The organism is Amaricoccus solimangrovi, from assembly GCF_006385685.1.
Classification (GTDB): Bacteria; Pseudomonadota; Alphaproteobacteria; order Rhodobacterales; family Rhodobacteraceae; genus Amaricoccus; species Amaricoccus solimangrovi.
This window is the reverse complement of the sequence record NZ_VFRP01000013.1, coordinates 20,575-39,292: the sequence shown is the minus strand read 5'-3', so window position 1 is coordinate 39,292 and position 18,718 is coordinate 20,575. Positions and strand designations below refer to the sequence as shown.

At 70.8% G+C, this 18,718-nt stretch carries 16 protein-coding genes, 5 pseudogenes and 1 other annotated feature; of the genes and pseudogenes, 11 read left to right on the top strand and 10 right to left on the bottom strand.

Annotation, left to right across the window (positions count from 1 at the left end):
* Positions 1-3: 3 nt before the first annotated feature.
* Entirely contained in the window at positions 4-1,065 is a 1,062-nt protein-coding gene (locus tag FJM51_RS13705; protein WP_210240286.1) for a permease, read from the bottom strand.
* Positions 1,062-1,352 carry an ArsR/SmtB family transcription factor gene (locus FJM51_RS13700; RefSeq protein WP_140454695.1) on the bottom strand — a complete coding sequence of 97 codons (291 nt, stop codon included), beginning with the start codon at positions 1,350-1,352 and terminating at the stop codon, positions 1,062-1,064. The genes FJM51_RS13705 and FJM51_RS13700 overlap by 4 nt, the downstream gene beginning before the upstream one ends.
* Before the next feature lie 201 nt (positions 1,353-1,553).
* On the opposite strand from FJM51_RS13700, the gene FJM51_RS13695 reads away from it, so the two are divergent.
* A complete protein-coding gene (locus FJM51_RS13695; protein WP_140454694.1) occupies positions 1,554-3,206 on the top strand; it encodes an alpha-amylase family protein in 1,653 nt (550 codons plus the stop codon).
* 7 nt (positions 3,207-3,213) lie between these two features.
* Here FJM51_RS13695 and FJM51_RS13690 read toward each other — a convergent pair whose 3' ends face one another.
* The 3 genes from FJM51_RS13690 to FJM51_RS13680 are packed head-to-tail and all read right to left on the bottom strand — an operon-like array spanning position 3,214 to position 7,008.
* Complete coding sequence (locus FJM51_RS13690) at positions 3,214-5,469, bottom strand: xanthine dehydrogenase family protein molybdopterin-binding subunit (RefSeq protein WP_140454693.1); 2,256 nt, start codon at positions 5,467-5,469, stop codon at positions 3,214-3,216.
* The gene (locus FJM51_RS13685) at positions 5,462-6,517 is read right to left on the bottom strand and encodes an FAD binding domain-containing protein (RefSeq protein WP_140454692.1); all 1,056 of its coding nucleotides are present in this window, start codon (positions 6,515-6,517) and stop codon (positions 5,462-5,464) included. Before FJM51_RS13685 ends, FJM51_RS13690 begins: the two co-directional genes overlap by 8 nt.
* On the bottom strand, positions 6,514-7,008 hold the full coding sequence (locus tag FJM51_RS13680) for a (2Fe-2S)-binding protein (protein ID WP_140454691.1): 495 nt from the start codon (positions 7,006-7,008) through the stop codon (positions 6,514-6,516). Before FJM51_RS13680 ends, FJM51_RS13685 begins: the two co-directional genes overlap by 4 nt.
* A gap of 169 nt (positions 7,009-7,177) precedes the next feature.
* Here FJM51_RS13680 and FJM51_RS13675 point away from each other — a divergent pair, with 169 nt between their 5' ends.
* Positions 7,178-7,771, top strand: coding sequence for a TetR/AcrR family transcriptional regulator (locus FJM51_RS13675; RefSeq protein ID WP_233713127.1), 594 nt, complete (start codon positions 7,178-7,180; stop codon positions 7,769-7,771).
* A gap of 274 nt (positions 7,772-8,045) precedes the next feature.
* Here FJM51_RS13675 and FJM51_RS13670 read toward each other — a convergent pair whose 3' ends face one another.
* Complete coding sequence (locus tag FJM51_RS13670) at positions 8,046-8,960, bottom strand: LysR family transcriptional regulator (protein WP_140454690.1); 915 nt, start codon at positions 8,958-8,960, stop codon at positions 8,046-8,048.
* A gap of 342 nt (positions 8,961-9,302) precedes the next feature.
* Here FJM51_RS13670 and FJM51_RS13665 point away from each other — a divergent pair, with 342 nt between their 5' ends.
* The 4 genes from FJM51_RS13665 to FJM51_RS13650 all read left to right on the top strand — a co-directional run bounded on the left by FJM51_RS13665 (position 9,303) and on the right by FJM51_RS13650 (position 11,620).
* The gene (locus FJM51_RS13665) at positions 9,303-9,728 is read left to right on the top strand and encodes a hypothetical protein (protein ID WP_140454689.1); all 426 of its coding nucleotides are present in this window, start codon (positions 9,303-9,305) and stop codon (positions 9,726-9,728) included.
* A 13-nt stretch (positions 9,729-9,741) separates the two neighbouring features.
* Positions 9,742-10,257, top strand: a complete 516-nt coding sequence (locus tag FJM51_RS13660) for a hypothetical protein (protein ID WP_140454688.1) — start codon at positions 9,742-9,744, stop codon at positions 10,255-10,257.
* A 77-nt stretch (positions 10,258-10,334) separates the two neighbouring features.
* The gene (locus FJM51_RS13655; RefSeq protein WP_140454687.1) at positions 10,335-10,919 is read left to right on the top strand and encodes an HdeD family acid-resistance protein; all 585 of its coding nucleotides are present in this window, start codon (positions 10,335-10,337) and stop codon (positions 10,917-10,919) included.
* Complete coding sequence (locus FJM51_RS13650) at positions 10,919-11,620, top strand: polysaccharide deacetylase family protein (protein WP_140454686.1); 702 nt, start codon at positions 10,919-10,921, stop codon at positions 11,618-11,620. The genes FJM51_RS13655 and FJM51_RS13650 overlap by 1 nt, the downstream gene beginning before the upstream one ends.
* Positions 11,621-11,623: 3 nt before the next feature.
* On the opposite strand, the gene cbiB is transcribed toward FJM51_RS13650, so the two are convergent.
* Both cbiB and FJM51_RS13640 read right to left on the bottom strand, forming a co-directional pair.
* Positions 11,624-12,544 carry an adenosylcobinamide-phosphate synthase CbiB gene (cbiB, locus tag FJM51_RS13645; protein ID WP_140454771.1) on the bottom strand — a complete coding sequence of 307 codons (921 nt, stop codon included), beginning with the start codon at positions 12,542-12,544 and terminating at the stop codon, positions 11,624-11,626.
* 11 nt (positions 12,545-12,555) lie between these two features.
* Positions 12,556-13,380: a propanediol utilization protein gene (locus FJM51_RS13640; RefSeq protein WP_233713126.1), complete on the bottom strand. Its 825-nt coding sequence runs from the start codon at positions 13,378-13,380 to the stop codon at positions 12,556-12,558.
* Positions 13,381-13,591: 211 nt separating this feature from the next.
* On the opposite strand from FJM51_RS13640, the gene FJM51_RS24155 reads away from it, so the two are divergent.
* The 5 genes and pseudogenes from FJM51_RS24155 to FJM51_RS13605 all read left to right on the top strand — a co-directional run bounded on the left by FJM51_RS24155 (position 13,592) and on the right by FJM51_RS13605 (position 16,662).
* A complete protein-coding gene (locus FJM51_RS24155) occupies positions 13,592-13,813 on the top strand; it encodes a DUF1127 domain-containing protein (protein WP_140454685.1) in 222 nt (73 codons plus the stop codon).
* Between the two features lie 109 nt (positions 13,814-13,922).
* A complete protein-coding gene (locus FJM51_RS13630) occupies positions 13,923-14,135 on the top strand; it encodes a DUF1127 domain-containing protein (RefSeq protein ID WP_140454684.1) in 213 nt (70 codons plus the stop codon).
* 195 nt (positions 14,136-14,330) lie between these two features.
* Positions 14,331-14,474: pseudogene (locus FJM51_RS13625) on the top strand (transposase); the annotation flags it as partial.
* Between the two features lie 71 nt (positions 14,475-14,545).
* A pseudogene (locus FJM51_RS24435) lies at positions 14,546-15,426 on the top strand (IS3 family transposase); the annotation flags it as partial.
* Positions 15,427-15,472: 46 nt separating this feature from the next.
* Positions 15,473-16,662, top strand: a pseudogene (locus tag FJM51_RS13605) (IS3 family transposase).
* Positions 15,754-15,870: a sequence feature (AL1L pseudoknot), on the top strand. (Overlaps the previous pseudogene by 117 nt.)
* Positions 16,663-16,687: 25 nt before the next feature.
* Here FJM51_RS13605 and FJM51_RS13600 read toward each other — a convergent pair.
* Together FJM51_RS13600 and FJM51_RS13595 are read right to left on the bottom strand one after the other, a co-directional pair.
* Positions 16,688-17,743 (bottom strand): annotated as a pseudogene (locus tag FJM51_RS13600) (IS630 family transposase).
* Positions 17,744-17,895: 152 nt separating this feature from the next.
* Positions 17,896-18,699, bottom strand: a pseudogene (locus FJM51_RS13595) (hydantoinase B/oxoprolinase family protein); the annotation flags it as partial.
* Between the last annotated feature and the right edge of the window lie 19 nt (positions 18,700-18,718).

Below are 18,718 nucleotides of genomic sequence, written 5' to 3'. Positions count from 1 at the left end.
CTTTCAGAACAGCATGTTGAAGAGATAGCCGACGGCGAGGATCCCGCAGCCCACGACGCCGATGAAGACCGCGATGAGCCGCGCCGTCAGGACCTGGCGCAGGATGATCATCTCGGGCAGCGACAGCGCGATCACGCTCATCATGAAGGCGAGCACCGTGCCGAGCGCCGCGCCCTTGCCGAGGAGGGCCACGACGATCGGGATCACGCCGGCCGCGTTCGTGTATATCGGGATGCCGATCGCGACCGCGGCGGGGACCGACCACCAGGCGTCCGCGCCCATGACGCGGGCCATCAGCGCCTCGGGCACGTAGCCGTGGATCAGCGCGCCGAGGGCGATGCCGAGGATGATCCATTTCCAGACCCGCCCGAGGATCTCGCGCACCGCCTCGATGCCGAGCCGGTAGCGCTCGACGAGGGTGAGCCGCTCGGCCGCGACCGGCTCGGGGGCCGTCGCGCCGGAATGGATGTCGCGCACCCAGTCCTGGAGCCAGCCTTCGAGCCGCAGCCGCCCGATGACCCAGCCCGCGACGATCGCGACCGCGAGGCCGAAGGCGAAATAGGTGAGCGCGACCTTCCAGCCGACGAGCCCGAAGAGCAGCCCGAGGGCCACCTCGTTCACCATCGGCGCGGAGATCAGGAAGGAGAAGGTCACCCCGAGCGGCACGCCGGCGGAGACGAGCCCGATGAAGAGCGGCACCGCCGAGCAGGAGCAGAAGGGCGTCACCACGCCGAGCAGCGCCGCCAGCGCGTTGCCCACGCCCTCGCGGCGCCCGGCCAGCAGCGCGCGGGTACGCTCCGGGCTGAAGAAGCTCCGCGCCACACCCATGGCGAAGACCACGAGCACGAGCAGCATCAGCACCTTGGGCACGTCGTAGAAGAAGAAGGCGATGGCCTCGCCGGTATGGCTGTGCCGGTCCACCGGAAACAGGGTGGTGACCGTCTCCGACAGCGGCACCAGCTGACGATAGAGCAGCGCCCAGAGCACGAGCCCGGCGACGAGGCCGAGATGCCAGACCCAGTCGGGCCGGGACGGATGCTCGGGAACGGAGGCGGGAGCGCTCACGCGGCCTGACTTTCCTCGATGGCGTGCGCGGCCAGGACGGCCGTCACGATGGCGCGGATTTCCGGAGCGAGATCGGGGTTCAGCCGGTAGCGCACCCATTGCGCGTCCCGGCGATCGATCACCAGCCCCGCCTGTTTCAACACCTGCATGTGGCGCGACATCCGGCTTTGCGACGCCAGGAGCCGACGCATGAGCTCGCAGACACAGTGTTCGCCGCCGTCGGCGAGGATCCGGATCGCCCCCAGGCGGGTCGGTTCGGCGAGCGCCGAGAGTACCTGAAGGGGCATCGTTCCTCCCATCCTGATATGCGCAGGGAAGCATATGCCACTCGCCCCGATTCCGGAACCCGGCGCCGGAGGGCAGGTCGCGGCGGGAACGACCTGAGGGGGGCGGAGGTTGACGATCGCGATGCCCGTCCGGCCGCTCCCCCGTGCTTGCCCGGGCCGGCGGGCTCCACCGCCGGATGCCACTGACAGGAAACGCGAGCCATGATTAGCGACCGCTGGTACAAGAACGCCGTCATCTACTGCTGCGCGATCGAGACCTTTCTCGACACCGATGGCGACGGGGTCGGCGATTTCGAGGGGATGTCGCGCCGGCTCGACTACCTGCAGGGGCTCGGCGTCACGGCGGTCTGGCTGATGCCGTTCCAGCCCTCGCCCCGGCGCGATCATGGCTATGACATCACCGACTATTACGGCGTCGATCCCCGCTACGGCTCGCTCGGCGATTTCGTCGCCTTCACCCACGGGGCCAACGCGCGGGGCATCGGCGTGATCATGGATCTCGTCGTCAACCACACCTCCGACCAGCATCCGTGGTTCCGCTCCGCGCGCGAGGGCCCGGACTCGCCCTTCCATGACTGGTACGTCTGGGCCGACCGCAAGCCGCCCGACGCCGAGAAGGGGATCGTCTTTCCGGGCGTCCAGAAGACGACCTGGACACGCGACGCGCGGGCCGGGAAATACTATTTCCACCGCTTCTACGAGTTCCAGCCCGACCTGAACTTCGCCAATCCCGAGGTCCGGACCGAGATCCTGAAGATCATGGGCTTCTGGACCCAGCTGGGCGTCGCGGGCTTCCGCCTCGACGCCGTGCCCTTCGTGATCGCGCTCCCCGACCCCGAAACCGGCAAGGAGAAGCCGGATTACGAGCTTCTGCGCGAGTTTCGCGAGTTCGTGCAGTGGCGCAGCGGCAACGCCGTCCTGCTCGCCGAGGCCAATGTCACGCCAGGCGAGAACATGCGCTATTTCGGCGATGACGGCGACCGGATGCAGATGATGTTCAACTTCCATCTCAACCAGCACCTGTTCCTCGCCCTCGCGACGGGGGAGGCGAAGCCGCTCGCCGATGCGATCACCGCGACGCGCGACCTGCCGGCGACCGCCCAGTGGGCGCTTCACCTGCGCAACCACGACGAACTCGACCTCGGCAGGCTGACGGAGGCCGAGCGCGGGAAGGTCTTCGCCGCCTTCGGGCCCGAGCCGGAGGCGCAACTCTACGGCCGCGGCATCCGCCGCCGGCTCGCGCCGATGCTCCACGGCGACCGGCGGCGCATCGAACTTGCCAACAGCCTGCTCTTCACGCTTCCCGGCACGCCGGTCCTGCGCTACGGCGACGAGATCGGGATGGGCGACGACCTGTCGCTTCCCGAGCGCGAATGCGCGCGCACCCCGATGCAATGGTCCGATCTCGAGCATGGCGGCTTCACGCGGGCGCGGAAGCCGACGAAGCCGGTGATCCCGGAGGGCGTCTACGGCTACCGGCACGTGAACGTCGCGGCGCAGCGCCGGGACCCGGAATCGCTCCTCAACTGGTTCGAACGCATCATCCGCATGCGCAAGGAGGTGCCGGAGATCGGACTCGGCCGGCCCCGGCTGCTGCGCGTCGACGACCCGGCCGTTCTTGCCATGCGCTACGACGGAGACGCGGGCAGCGTCGTGTTCCTGCACAACCTTTCCGATCGGGCGCGGGAGATCAGCTTCCGCGCCGGCCCGAAGGCCGCGGGCGAAAGCCTCGTGAACCTGCTCTCGGAGGACCACAGCGTCGCGGGCGACGATGGCCGCCATGTCGTGCTGCTGGAAGGCTACGGCTATCGCTGGTTCCGCCGGGCGGACGCCGACGGGGTCATGCTGGCCTAGCGGGCGCTCAGGCCTCCAGCAGGTCGCGGATCCGGATCGGAAAGCGGCGCGGCCGCGTGCCGGTCGCATGCCAGACGGCGTTGGCGATCGCCCCCACCGTCCCGGTGATGCCGATCTCGCCGACGCCCTTCACCCCCAGCGGATTGACGTATGGGTCGTCCTCGTGGACCAGCAGCGCCTCGACCGAGGGCACGTCGGCGTTGACCGGCACGTGGTAGCCGGCGAGGTCGGCGTTCATCGAGCGTCCGGTGCGCGGATCGTGCAGCGCCTCCTCGTGCAGGGCGAAGGAGAGCCCCCAGATCATCCCGCCGTTGAGCTGGCTTCGCGCCAGATGCGGGTTGATGATCCGCCCGGCGGCGAAGGCCCCGACGAGCCGGCTCACCCGGATCTGGCAGAGATCGGGATCGACCTGGACCTCGGCGAAGACGGCCCCGTGGGAGAACATCGCGCGGTCCCGCGCATGCGCGGGGTCGCGGGCGCCGACGGCCTGGCCCGCGAGCTCGGCGATCCCGGCGCGCGCGAGGATGTCGGCGTAGCTCTCGTGCCGGCCCGGATCCTCGCGGTGGACCAGCCGGCCCAGCCGGGCCTCGACGCCGGCGTTTCCCGCGCCGAAGAGGGGCGAGTCGGGATGGCCGGTCGCGAGTTCGGCGAGCCGCGCGACCGCGTCGGCCCCCGCGCCGAAGAGGGCGCTGCCCGCCGTCGCGGTGTGGCCCGAGCCGCCGGCGACGCCGCCGTCGGGATGGTCGGAATGCCCGGCGCGGAACTCGATCCGCTCGACCGGCAGGCCCAGCCCGTCGGCGGCGATCTGCGCGAGGGCGGTCCAGGCGCCCTGGCCCATGTCGACGGCCGAGGTCTCCACGAGCGCGGTGCCGTCGGCGCGCAGCACCGCCCGCGCCTCGGCCCGGAACATCGGCGCCGGGAACAGGGCGCTGCCCATGCCCCAGCCGATCAGGCGGCCGGCGCCGTCGCGCATGCGCCGGGGCGCGAGCGGCCGGCCGGCCCAGCCGAACCGCTCCGCCCCTTGCGCGTAGCATTCCCGCAGCGCCTTGGAGGAATAGGGCCGGCCCGTCGCCGGATCCGTCTCGGCGTAGTTGCGCAGCCGGAATTCGAGCGGGTCGATCCCGCAGGCCACCGCCGCCTCGTCGACCGCGCATTCGAGCGCGGCCGAGCCGGAGGCCTCGCCCGGCGCGCGCATCGGACCCGGCGTGCCGAGGTCGACCCGGACCCCGCCGTGGCGGGTGGCGAGGGCGGGGGTGGCGTAGATGTTCTGGGAGGCGTTGGCCGCGGGCTCCAGGAAATCGTCGAAGGCGCTGGTCATCACCACCGCCTCGTGATCGAGCGCCGTGAGATGGCCGTCGCGGTCCATGCCGAGGCGCAAGCGCTGCCGCGTGGCGCCGCGGTGGCCGACCGGGCCCACCATCTGGTCGCGGCGGAAGACCAGCTTCACCGGCCGCCCGACCATCCGCGCCGCCAGCGCGGCGAGCACATGGGGACCGGAGAGGATCGCCTTCGAGCCGAAGCCACCGCCGATGAAGGGACTGCGCAGCGTGACGTTTTCCGGCGGGATGCCGAGGAACCCGGCGAAGGCGGCCTGGCCCATCGCGATCGCCTGGTTCGGGCTGTCGATCGTCACGCGATCTCCGTCCCAGGCGGCGACGATCGCATGCGGCTCCATCGCATTGTGGTACTGGGTCGGCGTCTCGACGCGGAACTCCACCCGGACCGTCGCCCCGGCGAGGCCGGCCTCGACCTCGCCCCTGACGAAGGCGGCCGGCGAGCCGATGCCGACCGTCTCGGCTTCGAACGCCTCCCCATCCTCGAAGCCGATGCGCGCGGGCTCCGGCGCGTAGCCGGGCGCGAGCAGGTGCGCGCCCTCGGTCGCCGCCTCGAGCGTCTCCGCGATCACGAGCGCGATCGGCTGGCCGGCGTAGCGGACCCGGTCGTCCTGGAGCGTCTCGACGCGCCAGCTGAACATGGTCGGCTTGTCGTCCTGATCCCGCGCGAGCGGCGGACGGTTGGCGGGCGTGATCACCTCTACGACGCCCGGATGGGCGCGGGCCGCCGCGACGTCGAGGCTCCTCACCCGCCCCCGCGCGATGGTGCTGATCGCATGGACCGCGTGGAGCAGGCCGGCGGGGCGGTTGTCGGCGGCGAAGGTGGCCGCGCCGGTGACCTTCAGGAAGCCGTCGCGGCGGGTCAGCGGCTGGCCGCTGTTCGATCCCAGGCGGACGTGGCCGGGGCCGGTGAGGGGCGTGTCAGGCATGGGCGGTCGCTCCCGTATCTGCGAGGACCGAGGCCGGAAGGGCGGGGATGCGCTCCGGCGTTCCGGCCGCCGCCCGCTCCAGCGCGCGGAGGACGAGACGGCGCGCGAGCTCGATCTTGTACGCGTTGTCGCCGGATGGCCGCGCATCGGCGAGCGCGAGCGCGGCCGCTTCCGCGAAGGCCAGGGGTCCGGCCAGGGCGCCTTCGAGCGCTTCCTCGGCCGCGCGGGCGCGCCAGGGCTTCGCGGCGACGCCGCCGAGGGCGAGCCGCGCCCGGCGGATCCGGCCGTCGGCGATCTCCAGTCCCGCGGCGGCGGAAACGAGGGCGAAGGCGAAGGAGGTCCGCTCGCGCAGCTTCAGGTAGCGCGAATGGGCCCGGACGGCGGCGGCCTCCGGCGGCAGGCGCAGCGCGACGATGAGTTCGCCGGCCTCGAGCGCGGTTTCGCGGGAGGGAGCGTCGCCGGGCAGGCGGTGCAGTTCCTCGAGCGGGATCACGCGCCTCCCCGCCGGACCGACGATCTCCAGGGATGCGTCGAGCGCGACGAGCGCCACGCAGAGGTCGGAGGGATGGGTGGCCAGGCAGGCGTCGCTCCAGCCGAGGATCGCATGGGCGTGGTTCAGGCCCGCGCGCGCGTCGCAGCCCGCGCCGGGGTCGCGGCGGCCGCAATTGCTCGCGGGATCGAAGAAATAGGCGCAGCGGGTGCGCTGCATCAGGTTGCCGCCCAGGGTGGCGGCGTTGCGGATCTGCGGCGAGGCGCCGGAGAGCAGCGCCTCGGCGACCGCCGGATAGGACCGCGCGAAGCCCCGGTCGCGCGCCAGTTCGGCGTTGCGGACCATCGCGCCGATACGCGCCCCGCCGTCCGCGAGGAGTTCGATCCGGTCGAGGCCCGGCAGGCGCGTGACATCGACGAGGCGCGCCGGGCGCGCGGCGCCGGTCTTCATCAGGTCGAGAAGGTTGGTTCCGGCGGCGAGATAGGCGGCCCCGGGCTCGGATCCCGCGGCCACGGCCTCGTCCAGCGAGGCCGGGCGGATGTACTCGAACAGGTTCACGCGCGCCTCCTGTCCCCGGCGGCGAGGGCGCGCTGGGCGGCCGCCACGGCCTCGGTGATCCCCGCGTAGGCGGCGCAGCGGCAGAGATTGCCGCTCATCCCCTCGCGGATCCGTTCGCGATCCTCCCCGGTCTCCCCCTCGCGCAGAAGGCCGATGGCGCTCATGATCTGGCCCGGCGTGCAGAAGCCGCACTGGAAGCCGTCATGCGCGATGAAGGCCTCCTGGACGGGATGCGGGCGATTCCCGTCCGCGACGCCCTCGATGGTCTCGATCTCGGCCCCGTCGAGGGTGACGGCGAGGATCAGGCAGGCATTCACGCGCCGCCCGTCCACGAGCACGGTGCAGGCGCCGCACTGGCCGCGGTCGCATCCCTTCTTCGTGCCGGTGAGCGCGAGGCGCTCGCGCAGGAGGTCGAGAAGCGTGACGCGCGGATCCTCGATCTCGACCGCGCGGGTGGCTCCGTTTACTGTCAGGCTGAACGAATACGTCATGGCTGCTCCGATCGGCTGGATCAGAAGGTGGCATCGGCGCGCGCCCGGGGCGCGGAGGTGGATCGGTGAAACGGGTCGGGATCCGGGGCGCGCGCGAGAGCGCGTCGTCGCGGGCGGTGTGCCTTGGCAGGATTTATACGGAGGGTTCCTCCGTTTTGCAAGGGGCAAGATGACGGAGAGGATGGAGGCCGGACCGGCGAAGGCAAGGCGGGCGCCCCGCTCGGATTCGCTGCGCAATCGCGAGCGGCTGATTTCCGCCGCCCGGGAAGTCTTCGCGGAGGGCGGCCCGGGCGCCAGCCTCGAGGCGGTGGCGCGGCGGGCCGAACTCGGCATCGGTACGCTCTACCGGCATTTTCCGACCCGGGAATCCCTGTTCCACGCGGTCTATGCCAAGGAGATCGACGAACTCGTCGCGCTCGCGACCCGGTTCCTCGCGGAGCCCGACCCGCTGGAGGGGCTGCGGTGCTGGATGCGCGCCAACATCCGCGTGATCGCGACGAAGCGGGGCATGCTCGTGGCGCTCACGCCGGCGCCGGACCGCTCGCGTGCGCTCTACGACGATTCACGCCGCCGGCTCCTCGAAGCCGCCGGCGCCCTGATGCGTCGCGCCGGGGAAGCGGCGGCGATCCGGCCCGACGTGACGCCGGAGGAACTGCTCTGGGCGCTCCACGGCATCGCCTACGGGCGCGACGAGCCCGGCTGGCAGGTCACGGCGCTGCGTCTCGTCGACATCTTCGTGGACGGGCTTCGCACACGCCCCTGACACGCCGGGGGGGCGGAGCAGGCGCGCGGCCTCGCCGCGGACCATTCACGGAGATGTGCGATCACGGCAAGAAGAAGCAAAAAAAAGGCCGAGCACCAATGGCCCGGCCCAAGTCCAACAGGGAGGATGAAGAGATGCGCGACTGGCGCGCGTCGTCTTCGAGAGGTGATATAGGACAGGCAAGCCCCTTCAACAATGGGCGGGTGCGCGATAATGGAGCAAAGCCGCTATCGCGAGAATGCATGGCTCCGCGCCGGGCCTTCCCCCGCGGCCCTCACCGGAGGGCTCCGACGGGGACGTGGTCGGCGTTGCGCTTGTAGGCGGTGATCTCCTCCAGCATGAAGTCGCGGAAGGCCGTCACCCGCTTGGAATGACGCAGTTCCTCGACATAGGCGAGATAGACCGGGATCGGCGCGCTCTGGTCCTCCGCCAGAACCGGGACGAGATTCGCGGTCTCCGAGATCACGTAGTCGGGCAGCGCGCCCACGCCGAGCCCCTGCATCACTCCCTGCAGGATGCCGAAGTAGCTGTTCACCGTCAGCACCGACTGCGTGTTGCTCGCGAGGAAGGGCAGCACGAAATCGGCGCCGGCGCGCACCTGCGGCGAGGCCGGGCTGTGCGTGATCAGGCGGTGGTGCGCGAGTTCCTCGGGCGTGGCGGGCAGCCCGTGCTTCTCCACGTATTCCTGGCTCGCATAGAAGCGGATCCGGACCTCCATGAGCCGGCGGCGGATCAGGTCGGCCTGGCTCGGCTCCTTCATCCGGATCGCCACGTCGGCCTCGCGCATCGCAAGGTCGAGCACGCGCTCCTCGAGCATCAGGTCGATCTTGAGCTTCGGATAGCGTTCGAAGAGCCGCGGCAGGCGGGGGGCGAGCCAGAGCGTGCCGAAGCCCGTGGTCGTCGTCACGCGGATCTCGCCGAAGACCTCGTCCTCGCTGTCGCGGATCCGCGCGGCGGTCGCGTCGAGCCGGCGCGTCATCGTGCGCGTGGCCTCGAACAGGAGTTCGCCCTGCTCGGTCAGGATCAGGCCGCGGGCATGGCGGCGGAACAGCGTGGTGTTGAGGCTGACCTCGAGCGCGCGGATCTGGCGGCTGACGGCTGACTGGCTGAGGTGCAACGTCTCGCCCGCGTGCGTGAGGCTGCCCGCGTCGGCGACGGCGTGAAAGATTCTGAGTTTGTCCCAGTCCATTGATTGGTCCGTTCGAGATCCCTGTTGCCGACCCATGTAAGGGCTTTTGCCCTCTATACCATAGATCTGCCCGCGCGAATCCTCATATTGTGCGCCGCGGCAAAATCCGCCCGCGGGGAGCGGTCCTCCGGGGCCTTGCCGCCCCCCGGGGGCAAGCCTAGGATGAATGCCTGTCCCGCGCGCGGAACGCCGTCCGGCCGGCGGGGCGATACGGAAACCCTGACGGTTCCGGTCGCGTTGGTGGCGGCGACGGGGCGGGGAATGCGGTCTCGTTCACGAATTTTCGGCCGCGCCGGGGCGTTCTCCGCGGTCCTCTGGCTGCTCGCGGGATGCGCCGGCGGATTGCCGCTCGGGCCCGACGTGGTGGTCGGCGGGCAGGATTTCGTCGCGGCGCGGGGCGAGGCCGACCTGGTCGTCCGGACCCATGTGGTCGGTTCCGATGGCACGAAGCGCGAGGTGGCCGGCGCCACCTGCGCGCTCTCGAGCGTGCTCTATTCCGCGAAGTTCACCACGCCCACCCGGCTGCGCCTGCCCAATTTCGGGCCGCAATCGCCGGATCTGATGATCAGCTGCGCGGCGGGCGTCCAGAAGGGCTCCGCCTCGGTGCCGATCGCGACCTATTGGCGCACCGCGCCGGGCTATTTCGGGCCGGGACCGTGGGGGCCCTGGGGCCCCGGCTGGTACGGGCCGGGCTGGTATGGCTGGGGATATCCGGAACCGACCTACCCGGTCTGGGAATATCCCGATACATCCGTCGCTCTGCGATGAAGGGAGACATCCGGTGATCGAGGAAAGAGCCGCCCGCGGCCTCGCGCTCTGTCTGCTGCTCGGCGCCTGCGCCACGGCGCCGGCCACGCCGCCGCCGCCCGGCGTCCAGGGCCAGCCCCGGGCCGAGGTCGTCATGCCGCCCGCGCGCGGGGTGACCAATCTCGCGGTGCGTGTCCAGGGCGTCGCGGGCGAGATCGCCGGGGCGACCTGCGACCTGGCGAGCCCCTATACGACGGCGCGCTTCACCGCCCCCGCCAGCGTGGCGCTGCCGGACCTCGGATCGGCCACGCCGCCGGTCACGGTCACCTGCGCCTCGGGCAAGCTTCGCGGCTCGGCCAGGGCGCAGCCGGCGACGCGCGTCGCCGATACCGGGATGAGCGGCTGGCCCGCGATCGGCATATCGGTCGGGACCGGTTCGGGCGGGTGGAGCGGCACCGGCGTCAGCGTCGGCGGCTTCTGGAACGGCGGCTCGGGCGACGGGTCCTGGACGAAGGTGGTCTATCCCGACCTGCTCGTCACGCTGCGCTGATCCCGTCAAAGCGCTTGCGGGACAGGCCCGGCGGGGCGATACCTCCTTAGATTTCTTCGAGGAGTGGGAGAGTCCAGATGTCGCTATCGGTAAACGAGGCCTCGGCCGTTCTGCGTCAGGCAACGCGGGAGACGATCCGCAGGCGCTCGATGCTGTTCATGATCCAGGGCGGCCTGCTCGTGCTCGCCGGGATCGTGGCGCTGCTGTCGCCGATCTTCGCCTCGACCTTCTTCATCGTCTTCCTCGGCTGGATGCTGGTGATCGCGGGCATCGCCCAGGCGATCGGGCTCATCGGCGCGACGCAGGTGCATTACTTCTGGCTGCAACTGATCTCGGCGGTGCTCGCCGTCATCGTGGGCTTCATGCTGATCTCGCGCCCCGAGGCCGGGCTGCTCGCCGCCGCGCTGCTGATGGTCGCCTATTTCATGGTGGACGGGCTCCAGCGCGTGGTCTTCGCGCTGATGATCCGGCCGATGAGGAACTGGGGCTGGATGCTGCTCTCGGGCATCACCGGCATCCTCGTCGCCTTCGTCCTCGTCTGGAACCTGCCCGGCGCGGCGGGCTGGCTGATCGGCCTGCTGCTCGGGATCGAACTCATCGCCGTCGGCGGCGCGATGACTTTCCTCGCCTGGGATCTGCGGCGCGCGACCGCGCTCGGCTGATGCGCGCGACGCGCCGGGGGCTTCTCTCCGGCCTCGCCCTTCTCGGCCTCGCCGGCCGGGTCCGGGCGGGGCCGGTCGCCACGCTCGGCGGCGCGATCTTTCCCGAAGTCGTCTTTTCCGGCCCGTCAGACGTGCCCGCGCTCGCGATCACGGTCGACGACGGGCCCGATCCCGAGACCACGCCGCTCATCATGGAGGCGCTCGAGGGCGCGGGCGCGCGCGGCACCTTCATGCTGATCGGAGAGAATGCGCGCGCGGCGCCGGAAACCGTGGCCGAGATCGTCGCGCGCGGTCACGAGATCGGCCACCACATGGACCGCGACGAGATGTCCGCCCGGCTCGACGACGCGGCGCTCGAGAAGGGGGTCGCCGAAACGGCGGAGTTCCTGCGCCGCTTCGGCCCGGTCCGCTTCCTGCGGCCCGGCTGGGGCGTGCCGACGCGCCGGATCATCGACGCCGCCGCCCGCCACGGGCTGACCGTCGTGGTGGGCGACGTGCCGCCGATGGACACGAGCGCGCCTCAGCGGCAGGTGACGGAGGCCTGGCTGCGGCTCAACGCGCATCCGGGCGCGATCCTGACGGTGCACGATCTGGGCGCGCGCGGCCGTTCCACCGCCGGCTTCATCGGCGGGGCGGCCCGGGCCTTCGCAGCCGAGGGGTTGCGCCCGGTGACGCTGAGCGAACTCGTTCCCGAAGCCTGATCCTCAGGCCAGGATCGCGAGGCCGGCGAGGCCGAGCACGAGAAGGAGCGCGGCGCGCCGCGCCAGCCGCAGCGCCGCGACGATCTCGGCCGCGCCGGGATCGCGGGCGCCTTCGTTGAGCCAGGGCTCCTCCGCGCGGCGGTCGGCGTAGATCCGGGGCCCCGACAGCCGGATGCCAAGCGCGCCCGCCATCGCCGCCTCGGGCCAGCCGGCGTTGGGCGAGCGGTGGCGCCCGGCGTCGCGCCACATGACGGCGAGGCTCCGCCCCGGACGGGGGGCGGCGAGGGCGACGAGCAGTCCGGTGAGCCGCGCGGGCGCGAGATTGGCCAGATCGTCGATCCGCGCGGAGGCCCATCCGAAGGTCTCGTGCCGGGGCGTCCGATGGCCGATCATCGAATCGAGCGTGTTGATCGCCTTGTAGCCCGCGATCCCCGGCAGGCCGAACAGCGCGCCCCAGAAGACCGGCGCCACCACCCCGTCGGAGGCGTTCTCCGCGAGGCTCTCGATCGCCGCCCGGGCCACGCCGGCCAAGTCGAGCTTCGCCGGATCGCGCCCGACGATCAGCGCGACCCGGCGCCGGGCCTCGGGGAGATCGCCGGCGGCGAGCGGCCCGGCCACCGCCGCCACGTGATCACGGAGGGAGCGGAGCGCGATCAGCGGCCAGGCGAGGAGTCCGGTCAGGACCGCGCCCGGCCAGCCGCCGGGCAGCAGCCGGTCGAGCGCGACCGCCGGCAGCGCCGCCGCCGCGATCACGGTGAGCGCCGCCGCGATTCCGGCGAGGCGCCGGCGCCAGGGCGCGCCGCGGTTCCAGCGCCGGTCGAGCGCCCCGATCAACCGCCCGAGCCAGGTGACCGGATGGCCGATCCGCGCGAAGAGCCCGTCGGGCCAGCCGAGCGCCGCGTCGACGCCGAGCCCGACGATCATCGCGAGCGCGCTCACGCGCGGCCTCCGGTCCGGAAGCGGATCACTCCCGCGAAGCCCGCCGCGCGCAGCGCCGCGGCGGCCCCGGGCGGGACGCGGCCGGGCCGGAACAGGAGCGCGCGGGCCGAGCCGGTATGGGCGATGGCGAAGCCGAGCGCCCCGAGCCCGCGGCCAAGCGCCTCGGTCGGATCGGCCGGCAAGCCGCGGTGGGCGAGGGTCCGGCGCGCGCTCTCGCTCGCCAGCGCCGCCAGCGCCGCGGCGTCGGCGGTGGCCGACGGCCAGGCCCGCGCGAGATCGGCGATGTCGGGAAAGTCGGTATCGCGCGGATCCGTCCGCCGGGGTGGGCCGAGGAAGCCGCCGAGGATCTCGAGCGGCGGAAGGGCCGGCGCCATCGCGAGGACATGCCCGGTCCGCGAGCTCCAGAGCAGCCGCGCGGGGTCGGGATACATCAGCGGATCGCTCGCCCCCTCGGTCGCGACACAGGCGCGCGCGAGTGTCTCCGGCACCGGCGCCGGCCGCCCCGCGCCGAGCGCCGCCGCGCGGGCGAGCGCGACCCGCGCCGCGGTCGAGGCGCCGGCCCCGCCGCCCGGGGGCGCGTCGATCCGCAGGCGGAACGCCCCCCGGGGGGCGATCCGCAGCCGGCCGAGCAGCGCGCGCGCCTCGGCCGGCGCGATCACGGCCGGCGCGATCTGGTGAAGCGCGAAAGGGCCGGGCCGCCAGTCGCACCGCGCGGCGAGCACCGGGCAGGGCAGCGTCACGAGCGCGACCGGCCCGCCGGGCCCGAGCCGGCCCTGCAGCAGTTCGCCGAAATGTCCGGCCACGCGAAGCGGCCGCGTCAAGCCGCCCGCCACCTTCCGCGCGCTCCTCCGCCCTGTCGCGCGGGATAGAGCACGCGGCGGCGCGGGCGGCAAGTCGCGGCGATCCCTCCGCCCGGAGACCCGCGGCCCGCGCATGACGGGTCTGAAGCCATGTTCGTTGTGGTTCGGAACAGTGGGTCTATATCGGAGGTCATAAGGAAACGCGCGAAAGCGAACACAAAGGACCACAAAGATGACGACCGCTTCTGCCACCTCGCTTGCCGGCTTCAAGGCGGTCGCGGAGACCGGCGCCGCGGGCGGATCCCGGGGCCTGCTCCGCGCCATGAAGGACCACCTGCTCTATCGCCGGACGCTCGCCGAGCTTCGCGCGCTGGACGACCGGGAACTCGCCGACCTCGGCATTTCGCGCTTCGCGCTGCCCGAGATCGCCCGCCAGGCGGTCCGGGGCCGCTGAGCCGCCTCGGCGACTGACTGCGAAGGGGCCGCCCGGATGGGCCGAGCGGCCGGGCCCGAAAGAAGGGCCGAAAGACAGACGGCCGGCCAGCGTGGTCGGCGATGAAAGGATGACCAAGATGGCCTACGCCACGACCAACACGACCTATGCCCGCCCGTTCGGCTTCGACACCAACCGCGTCTTCAGGATGATCGCCGACTGGCGGCTCTATCGCCGGACGCTCGTCGAGCTCGAGACGATGAACGACCGCGAACTCGCCGACCTCGGCCTCTCGCGCTACAACCTGCGCGCCGTCGCCCGGGAAGCCGTCTACGGCGCCTGAGCCGCGGCACCGACCCTCGGGTCCGGCCCGCCTTGAAAAAGCCCTGGCGGAAACTCCGGGGCTTTCGTCGTTTCGGAGGATGGTGCCGCGTGAGGGACATTCTTGCCGACGCCATGGCTCGGTGAAATGGCCCCCGTTTCGGCCAGACCCCCGGCATAGGCGGAAAGGCTTGAGGCTCTCCTCAGGCACAGGCTCATGTCGGACGGCCACCGGAGGATCGAAGTCATCACCGGCGCGGCGCGGCGGCGACGCTGGACCGCCGGGGAAAAGCTGCGCATCGTCGACGAGACGCTGCGCTCCAGAGAGAGCATCTCGATCGTCGCCCGCCGCCATGGCGTCACGCACCGTGGCCCGCCGCCGGTTCCGTGGACACGAAGGCAAGATCGTGAGCATGGAGCATGGGACAGCAGATGAAGCGACGAACGTTCAGCCGCGAGTTCAAGGTCGAGGCGGGGAGGCTGGTGACGGAGCGCGGCGTCGCGGTCGCGCAGGCGTGCCGGGAGCTGGAGCTCTCGGAAAGCGTGCCGCGGCGGTGGATGCGCGAGTTCGATGGCGCCCGACGAGCGCGTTTCCCGGGACTGGCCGTCCAGGCGCCGAGCAGGCCGAGATCATTGCCTTGCGGAAGGAGGTCGCCCGTCTCAAGGCGGAGCGTGACATCCTGAAAAAGGCGACCGCGTTCTTCGCGAGGGACGCGACATGAGGTTCGCCTTCATCGGGAAGCACCGACAAGTCTGGCCGGTGAGCTGGCTGTGCGCGGTGCTCGGCGTCTCGCGGTCGGGGTTTCACACCTGGCTGAACCGGCCGGTCAGCGCGCGGATGGCCCACGACGAGAAGATCGGGAGGGTGACGCGCAAGAAGCTTCAAGGACAGCGACCGCACCTATGGCGCCCGCCGGATCTGGCGTGACATTCTCGAGGAAGGCCTGCATCGCGGCCTTCACCGTGTCGAACGCCTGATGCGGATGAACGGATTGAAGGCCCGGCCTCGGCGGCGCGGTCCGCCGAAGGATGACGGGGAGCGGTCGGTCATCGCCGAAAACCTCCTCGACCGGGATTTCCAGGCGGACAGCCCGAACCAGAAGTGGCTGGCCGACTTCACCTGGACCGCGGAGGGCCGGCTCTACGTCGCCGTCGCCCTGGACCTCTTCTCAAGAAGGATTGTCGGCTGGTCGATGAAGGCCGAGCGCGACACATCGCTCGTCATGGAGGCCCTCATGATGGCGGTATGGAGGCGCGGAAAGTCCGACGCACTGCCGCATCATTCGGACCAGGGCAGCCAATACACGAGTGAAGCGGCCCGGGTTTGCCGGAGGCTCCAACTCTTGAGAGAGTGGAGCCATGACGAAGAGAAGCCCACCCTATAGCCCCGAGGTGCGCGCCCGCGCCGTCCTGATGGTCATGGACCATCAGGAGGAGCACGGCTCGCAATGGGCCGCGATCCAGTCGATCGCGGCGAAGATCGGTTGTTCCGGTGAAACGCTGCGCGGCTGGGTGCGACAGACCGAGCGCGACGACGGTGCGCGCCCTGGCGTCACGAGCGCCGAGAAGGAGGAGCTTGCCCGGCTTCGCCGCGAGAACCGAGAACTGCGCCAGGCGAACGAGATCCTCAAGAAGGCATCCGCGTATTTTGCGATGGCGGAGCTCGACCGCCCGTTGAAGCGATGAAAGCGTTCATCGATGCGCACCGTGAGGTCCATGGAGTCGAGCCGATCCGCCGCGTCCTGCCGATCGCTCCGTCGACCTATCACGAGCACGCCGCCCGCCGGCTCGATCCGGGCCGGCTCCCGCCCCGCGCGCGACGCGATGCCCGGCTCAGCGTCGAGATCCGGCGTGTTTTCAACGAGAACTTCGGCGTCTACGGGGTCCGCGAGGTCTGGCGCCAGATGCTCCGGGAGGGTTTCGATGTTGCTCGTTGCACCGTGTCCCGCCTGATGCGGAGCATGGGCTTGTCGGGCGCGGTCCGGGAAAGCGCGTCCGGACCACCGTGCCGGATCCCGCCGCGCCCTGTCCGCGCGACCGGGTGAACCGGGTATTCAGGGCGCCGGCGCCGAACATGCCGTGGGGCGAACAACGGCTCGCTCATCGACGCCTTCGCCCGGCGGATCGTCGGCTGGCGCGTGTCGCGCGTCGCCACGGCGGAATTCGTGCTCGACGCCCTCGATCAGGCGTTGCACCAGCGCCATCCTTTCGAGGGTGGTCGGCTCATCTGCCACTCGGACCGAGGGTTCCAATATGTCAGCATCCGCTACACCGAGCGTCTCGCCGAGGCCGGGATCGAACCCTCCGTGGGCGGCGTCGGCGACAGCTACGACAACGCGCTCGCCGAAACGGTGATCGGCCTCTTCAAGACCGAGGTCATTCACCGTCGAGGGCCCTGGCGGTCCTTCGAGGCTGTGGAGTTCGCCACCCTCGAATGGGTCCACTGGTTCAACGAGCGCCGCCTCCTCGAGCCGATCGGAAACATCCCGCCCGCCGAGGCCGAAGCAAACTACTACGCCGGACTGGAGGCACCCGCCGTGGCGGCGTAGGACTCAAACCAAGCCGCACTGCTCCTCATCCATGGGCCCATTGGCGCATTCCGATGGACATGATCTTCGAGGGTCGGTCGACGAGGTTGTTTCAGGCGTCGCAGCAGAGAGCGACGATGTCCTCATAGGACCGGAAGATGCGATTGAAGAGCCAATTCTCGCGCATGAACTGCCAGACGTTCTCGACAGGGTTCAGCTCTGGCGACCGGGGCGGCAGCGGAAGCAGGGTGATGTTGGCCGGGACAGCGAGCTTGGCGGACATGTGCCATCCCGCGTGATCGAGCATCAGCACGGCGTGAGCGCCCGGATCGACGGCCGCGCTGATCTCGGCCAGATGGGCGGCCATCGCGGAGGTGTCGCACCAAGGCATGACCAAGCCCGCGCCCTTGCCCTTCTTTGGGCAGATCGCGCCGAAGATGTATGCCCATTTGGCGCGCTGGTCGCGCGGGGCGCGGGGCCGTGTGCCGTGTTTCGCCCAGCCACGGGTGATGGCGTTCTTTTGTCCGACGCGCGCTTCATCCTGCCCCCATAGCTCTATCTCGGTTCCGGTCGGGAGGCCCTCGCGGATCGCGTCCAGCGTGGTTGCGAATCTTTTCTAAAATCAACGATGGCCAGTTCGTTCCGCGCGTGATGACGGGGCGCGCCGAGATCTTGACGAAGCCGAGTGCCTTGATCTCCCGGCCACCGTCGTCTCGCTGAGCGCGATGCCGAACTCCTCCCAAATCCACCGCGCCAAATCCGCCAGACGCCAGCGCACAACTTCATGGATCGCAGGGATGGGACCGCGTTCAATAATACCGGCCAGAGCCTGACGCTGAGCGTCATTCAATCTGGACGCGTTGCCTGGCGCCTTGCCGTCGATCAGCCCGGCCGGGCCCCGCGCGTTGAAGCGCAGCACCCAGTCGCGGATGGTCTGCAGACCGACCCCACCCATCCGCGCCGCATCGGAGCGGGAGCCGCCGTCGCAGATCTCCGCGAGCGCGAGAAGCCGGCGCGCCTGCGCCGAGTCCTTCGTGCCCTTCGCGAGCCTTCGCAGAGCCATTCCGTCAAAATCACTCCCCAACGCAATCGCAGCAGCCATGGCGAACCTCCCTTGGTTCGCCCTATCGATTCAGACTTCCAGCCCCTTCCCTCGCGTGAGTCTGCCTCAGCGGGGGGTGGTATCAAACCGAAACGCCTCCGGCAAACCCGGGGCGCTTCATCGTGTCGCCGAGCCAGGTTGTCGATCGAATCCGGCCCGTCCGAGCGCGGGCGGCCGCCATAGGCGCCATCGTTCACCTCGAGGAACACCCAGTAGTCACCCGAGGGCCGCACGCCGGAATAAGCGGCGAAGGAGATCGAGGCGGAGGAGCCGGCGATCACCTGCTCGGGCATCACCGGGGCGAGCGCCTTCAAGATGAGGTCGATCATCCGGTTGCACTGGGTGAAGCGCGCCTCGGCCGAGGCCGGGGCCTTCGGGTTGAAGATCGAGTCGAGCGGCGCCGTCACCTTGACCGGGCGGAACGAGCCTTCGTTGGAAGGCGCGCGTAGGTCCGAGGTGGCGGCGTCGAGCAGGAGCTTGCGGAAGGCGCAATAGGCGGCGACCTTGGTCGAGCCCTCGAAGGGCACGTTGTAGGCGGTCGGCGTCTGGTCGGCGGAGCCGGTCAGGTCTACCTCGCCCCCGTCGCCCCGCACCCGCACGGTGACCCTGACCTTGAGCCGCTGGTCGCGATCGCGGCCATTGTCGTCGAGCCAGCCCTCGGCGGTGTAGTCGCCGTCCGGGATCTCGGCGATGCGCGCGCGCATCAGCCGTTCGGAATAGTCCATGAGCTGACCGGCGGCGCCGAAGACCTTGTCCTCACCGTATTTCTCGATGAGCTCGACGAACCGCTTCGCGCCGAGCCGGGCGGAGGCGACCTGCGCCTCGATGTCGGCGACGAGCTGCTGGGCGGCGCCGGAGTTGCGGCGGATGAAGTTCCACATCGCCCGGTTCGGCTCGCCCTTCCGGTAGAGCTTGGTGCCGGCGAAGAGCATCCCCTCGGCGAAGACGTCCGGCACGTCGATGATGAAGGGTTCT

Excerpts from the sequence above, each read along its gene's own strand:
- FJM51_RS13700 (WP_140454695.1), bottom strand. The coding sequence starts at position 1,352 with ATGCCCCTTCAGGTACTCTCGGCGCTCGCCGAACCGACCCGCCTGGGG.
- FJM51_RS13695 (WP_140454694.1), top strand. The coding sequence starts at position 1,554 with ATGATTAGCGACCGCTGGTACAAGAACGCCGTCATCTACTGCTGCGCG.
- FJM51_RS13690 (WP_140454693.1), bottom strand. The coding sequence starts at position 5,469 with ATGCCTGACACGCCCCTCACCGGCCCCGGCCACGTCCGCCTGGGATCG.
- FJM51_RS13680 (WP_140454691.1), bottom strand. The coding sequence starts at position 7,008 with ATGACGTATTCGTTCAGCCTGACAGTAAACGGAGCCACCCGCGCGGTC.
- FJM51_RS13675 (WP_233713127.1), top strand. The coding sequence starts at position 7,178 with ATGACGGAGAGGATGGAGGCCGGACCGGCGAAGGCAAGGCGGGCGCCC.
- FJM51_RS13670 (WP_140454690.1), bottom strand. The coding sequence starts at position 8,960 with ATGGACTGGGACAAACTCAGAATCTTTCACGCCGTCGCCGACGCGGGC.
- FJM51_RS13655 (WP_140454687.1), top strand. The coding sequence starts at position 10,335 with ATGTCGCTATCGGTAAACGAGGCCTCGGCCGTTCTGCGTCAGGCAACG.
- FJM51_RS13650 (WP_140454686.1), top strand. The coding sequence starts at position 10,919 with ATGCGCGCGACGCGCCGGGGGCTTCTCTCCGGCCTCGCCCTTCTCGGC.
- cbiB (WP_140454771.1), bottom strand. The coding sequence starts at position 12,544 with ATGATCGTCGGGCTCGGCGTCGACGCGGCGCTCGGCTGGCCCGACGGG.
- FJM51_RS24155 (WP_140454685.1), top strand. The coding sequence starts at position 13,592 with ATGACGACCGCTTCTGCCACCTCGCTTGCCGGCTTCAAGGCGGTCGCG.
- FJM51_RS13630 (WP_140454684.1), top strand. The coding sequence starts at position 13,923 with ATGACCAAGATGGCCTACGCCACGACCAACACGACCTATGCCCGCCCG.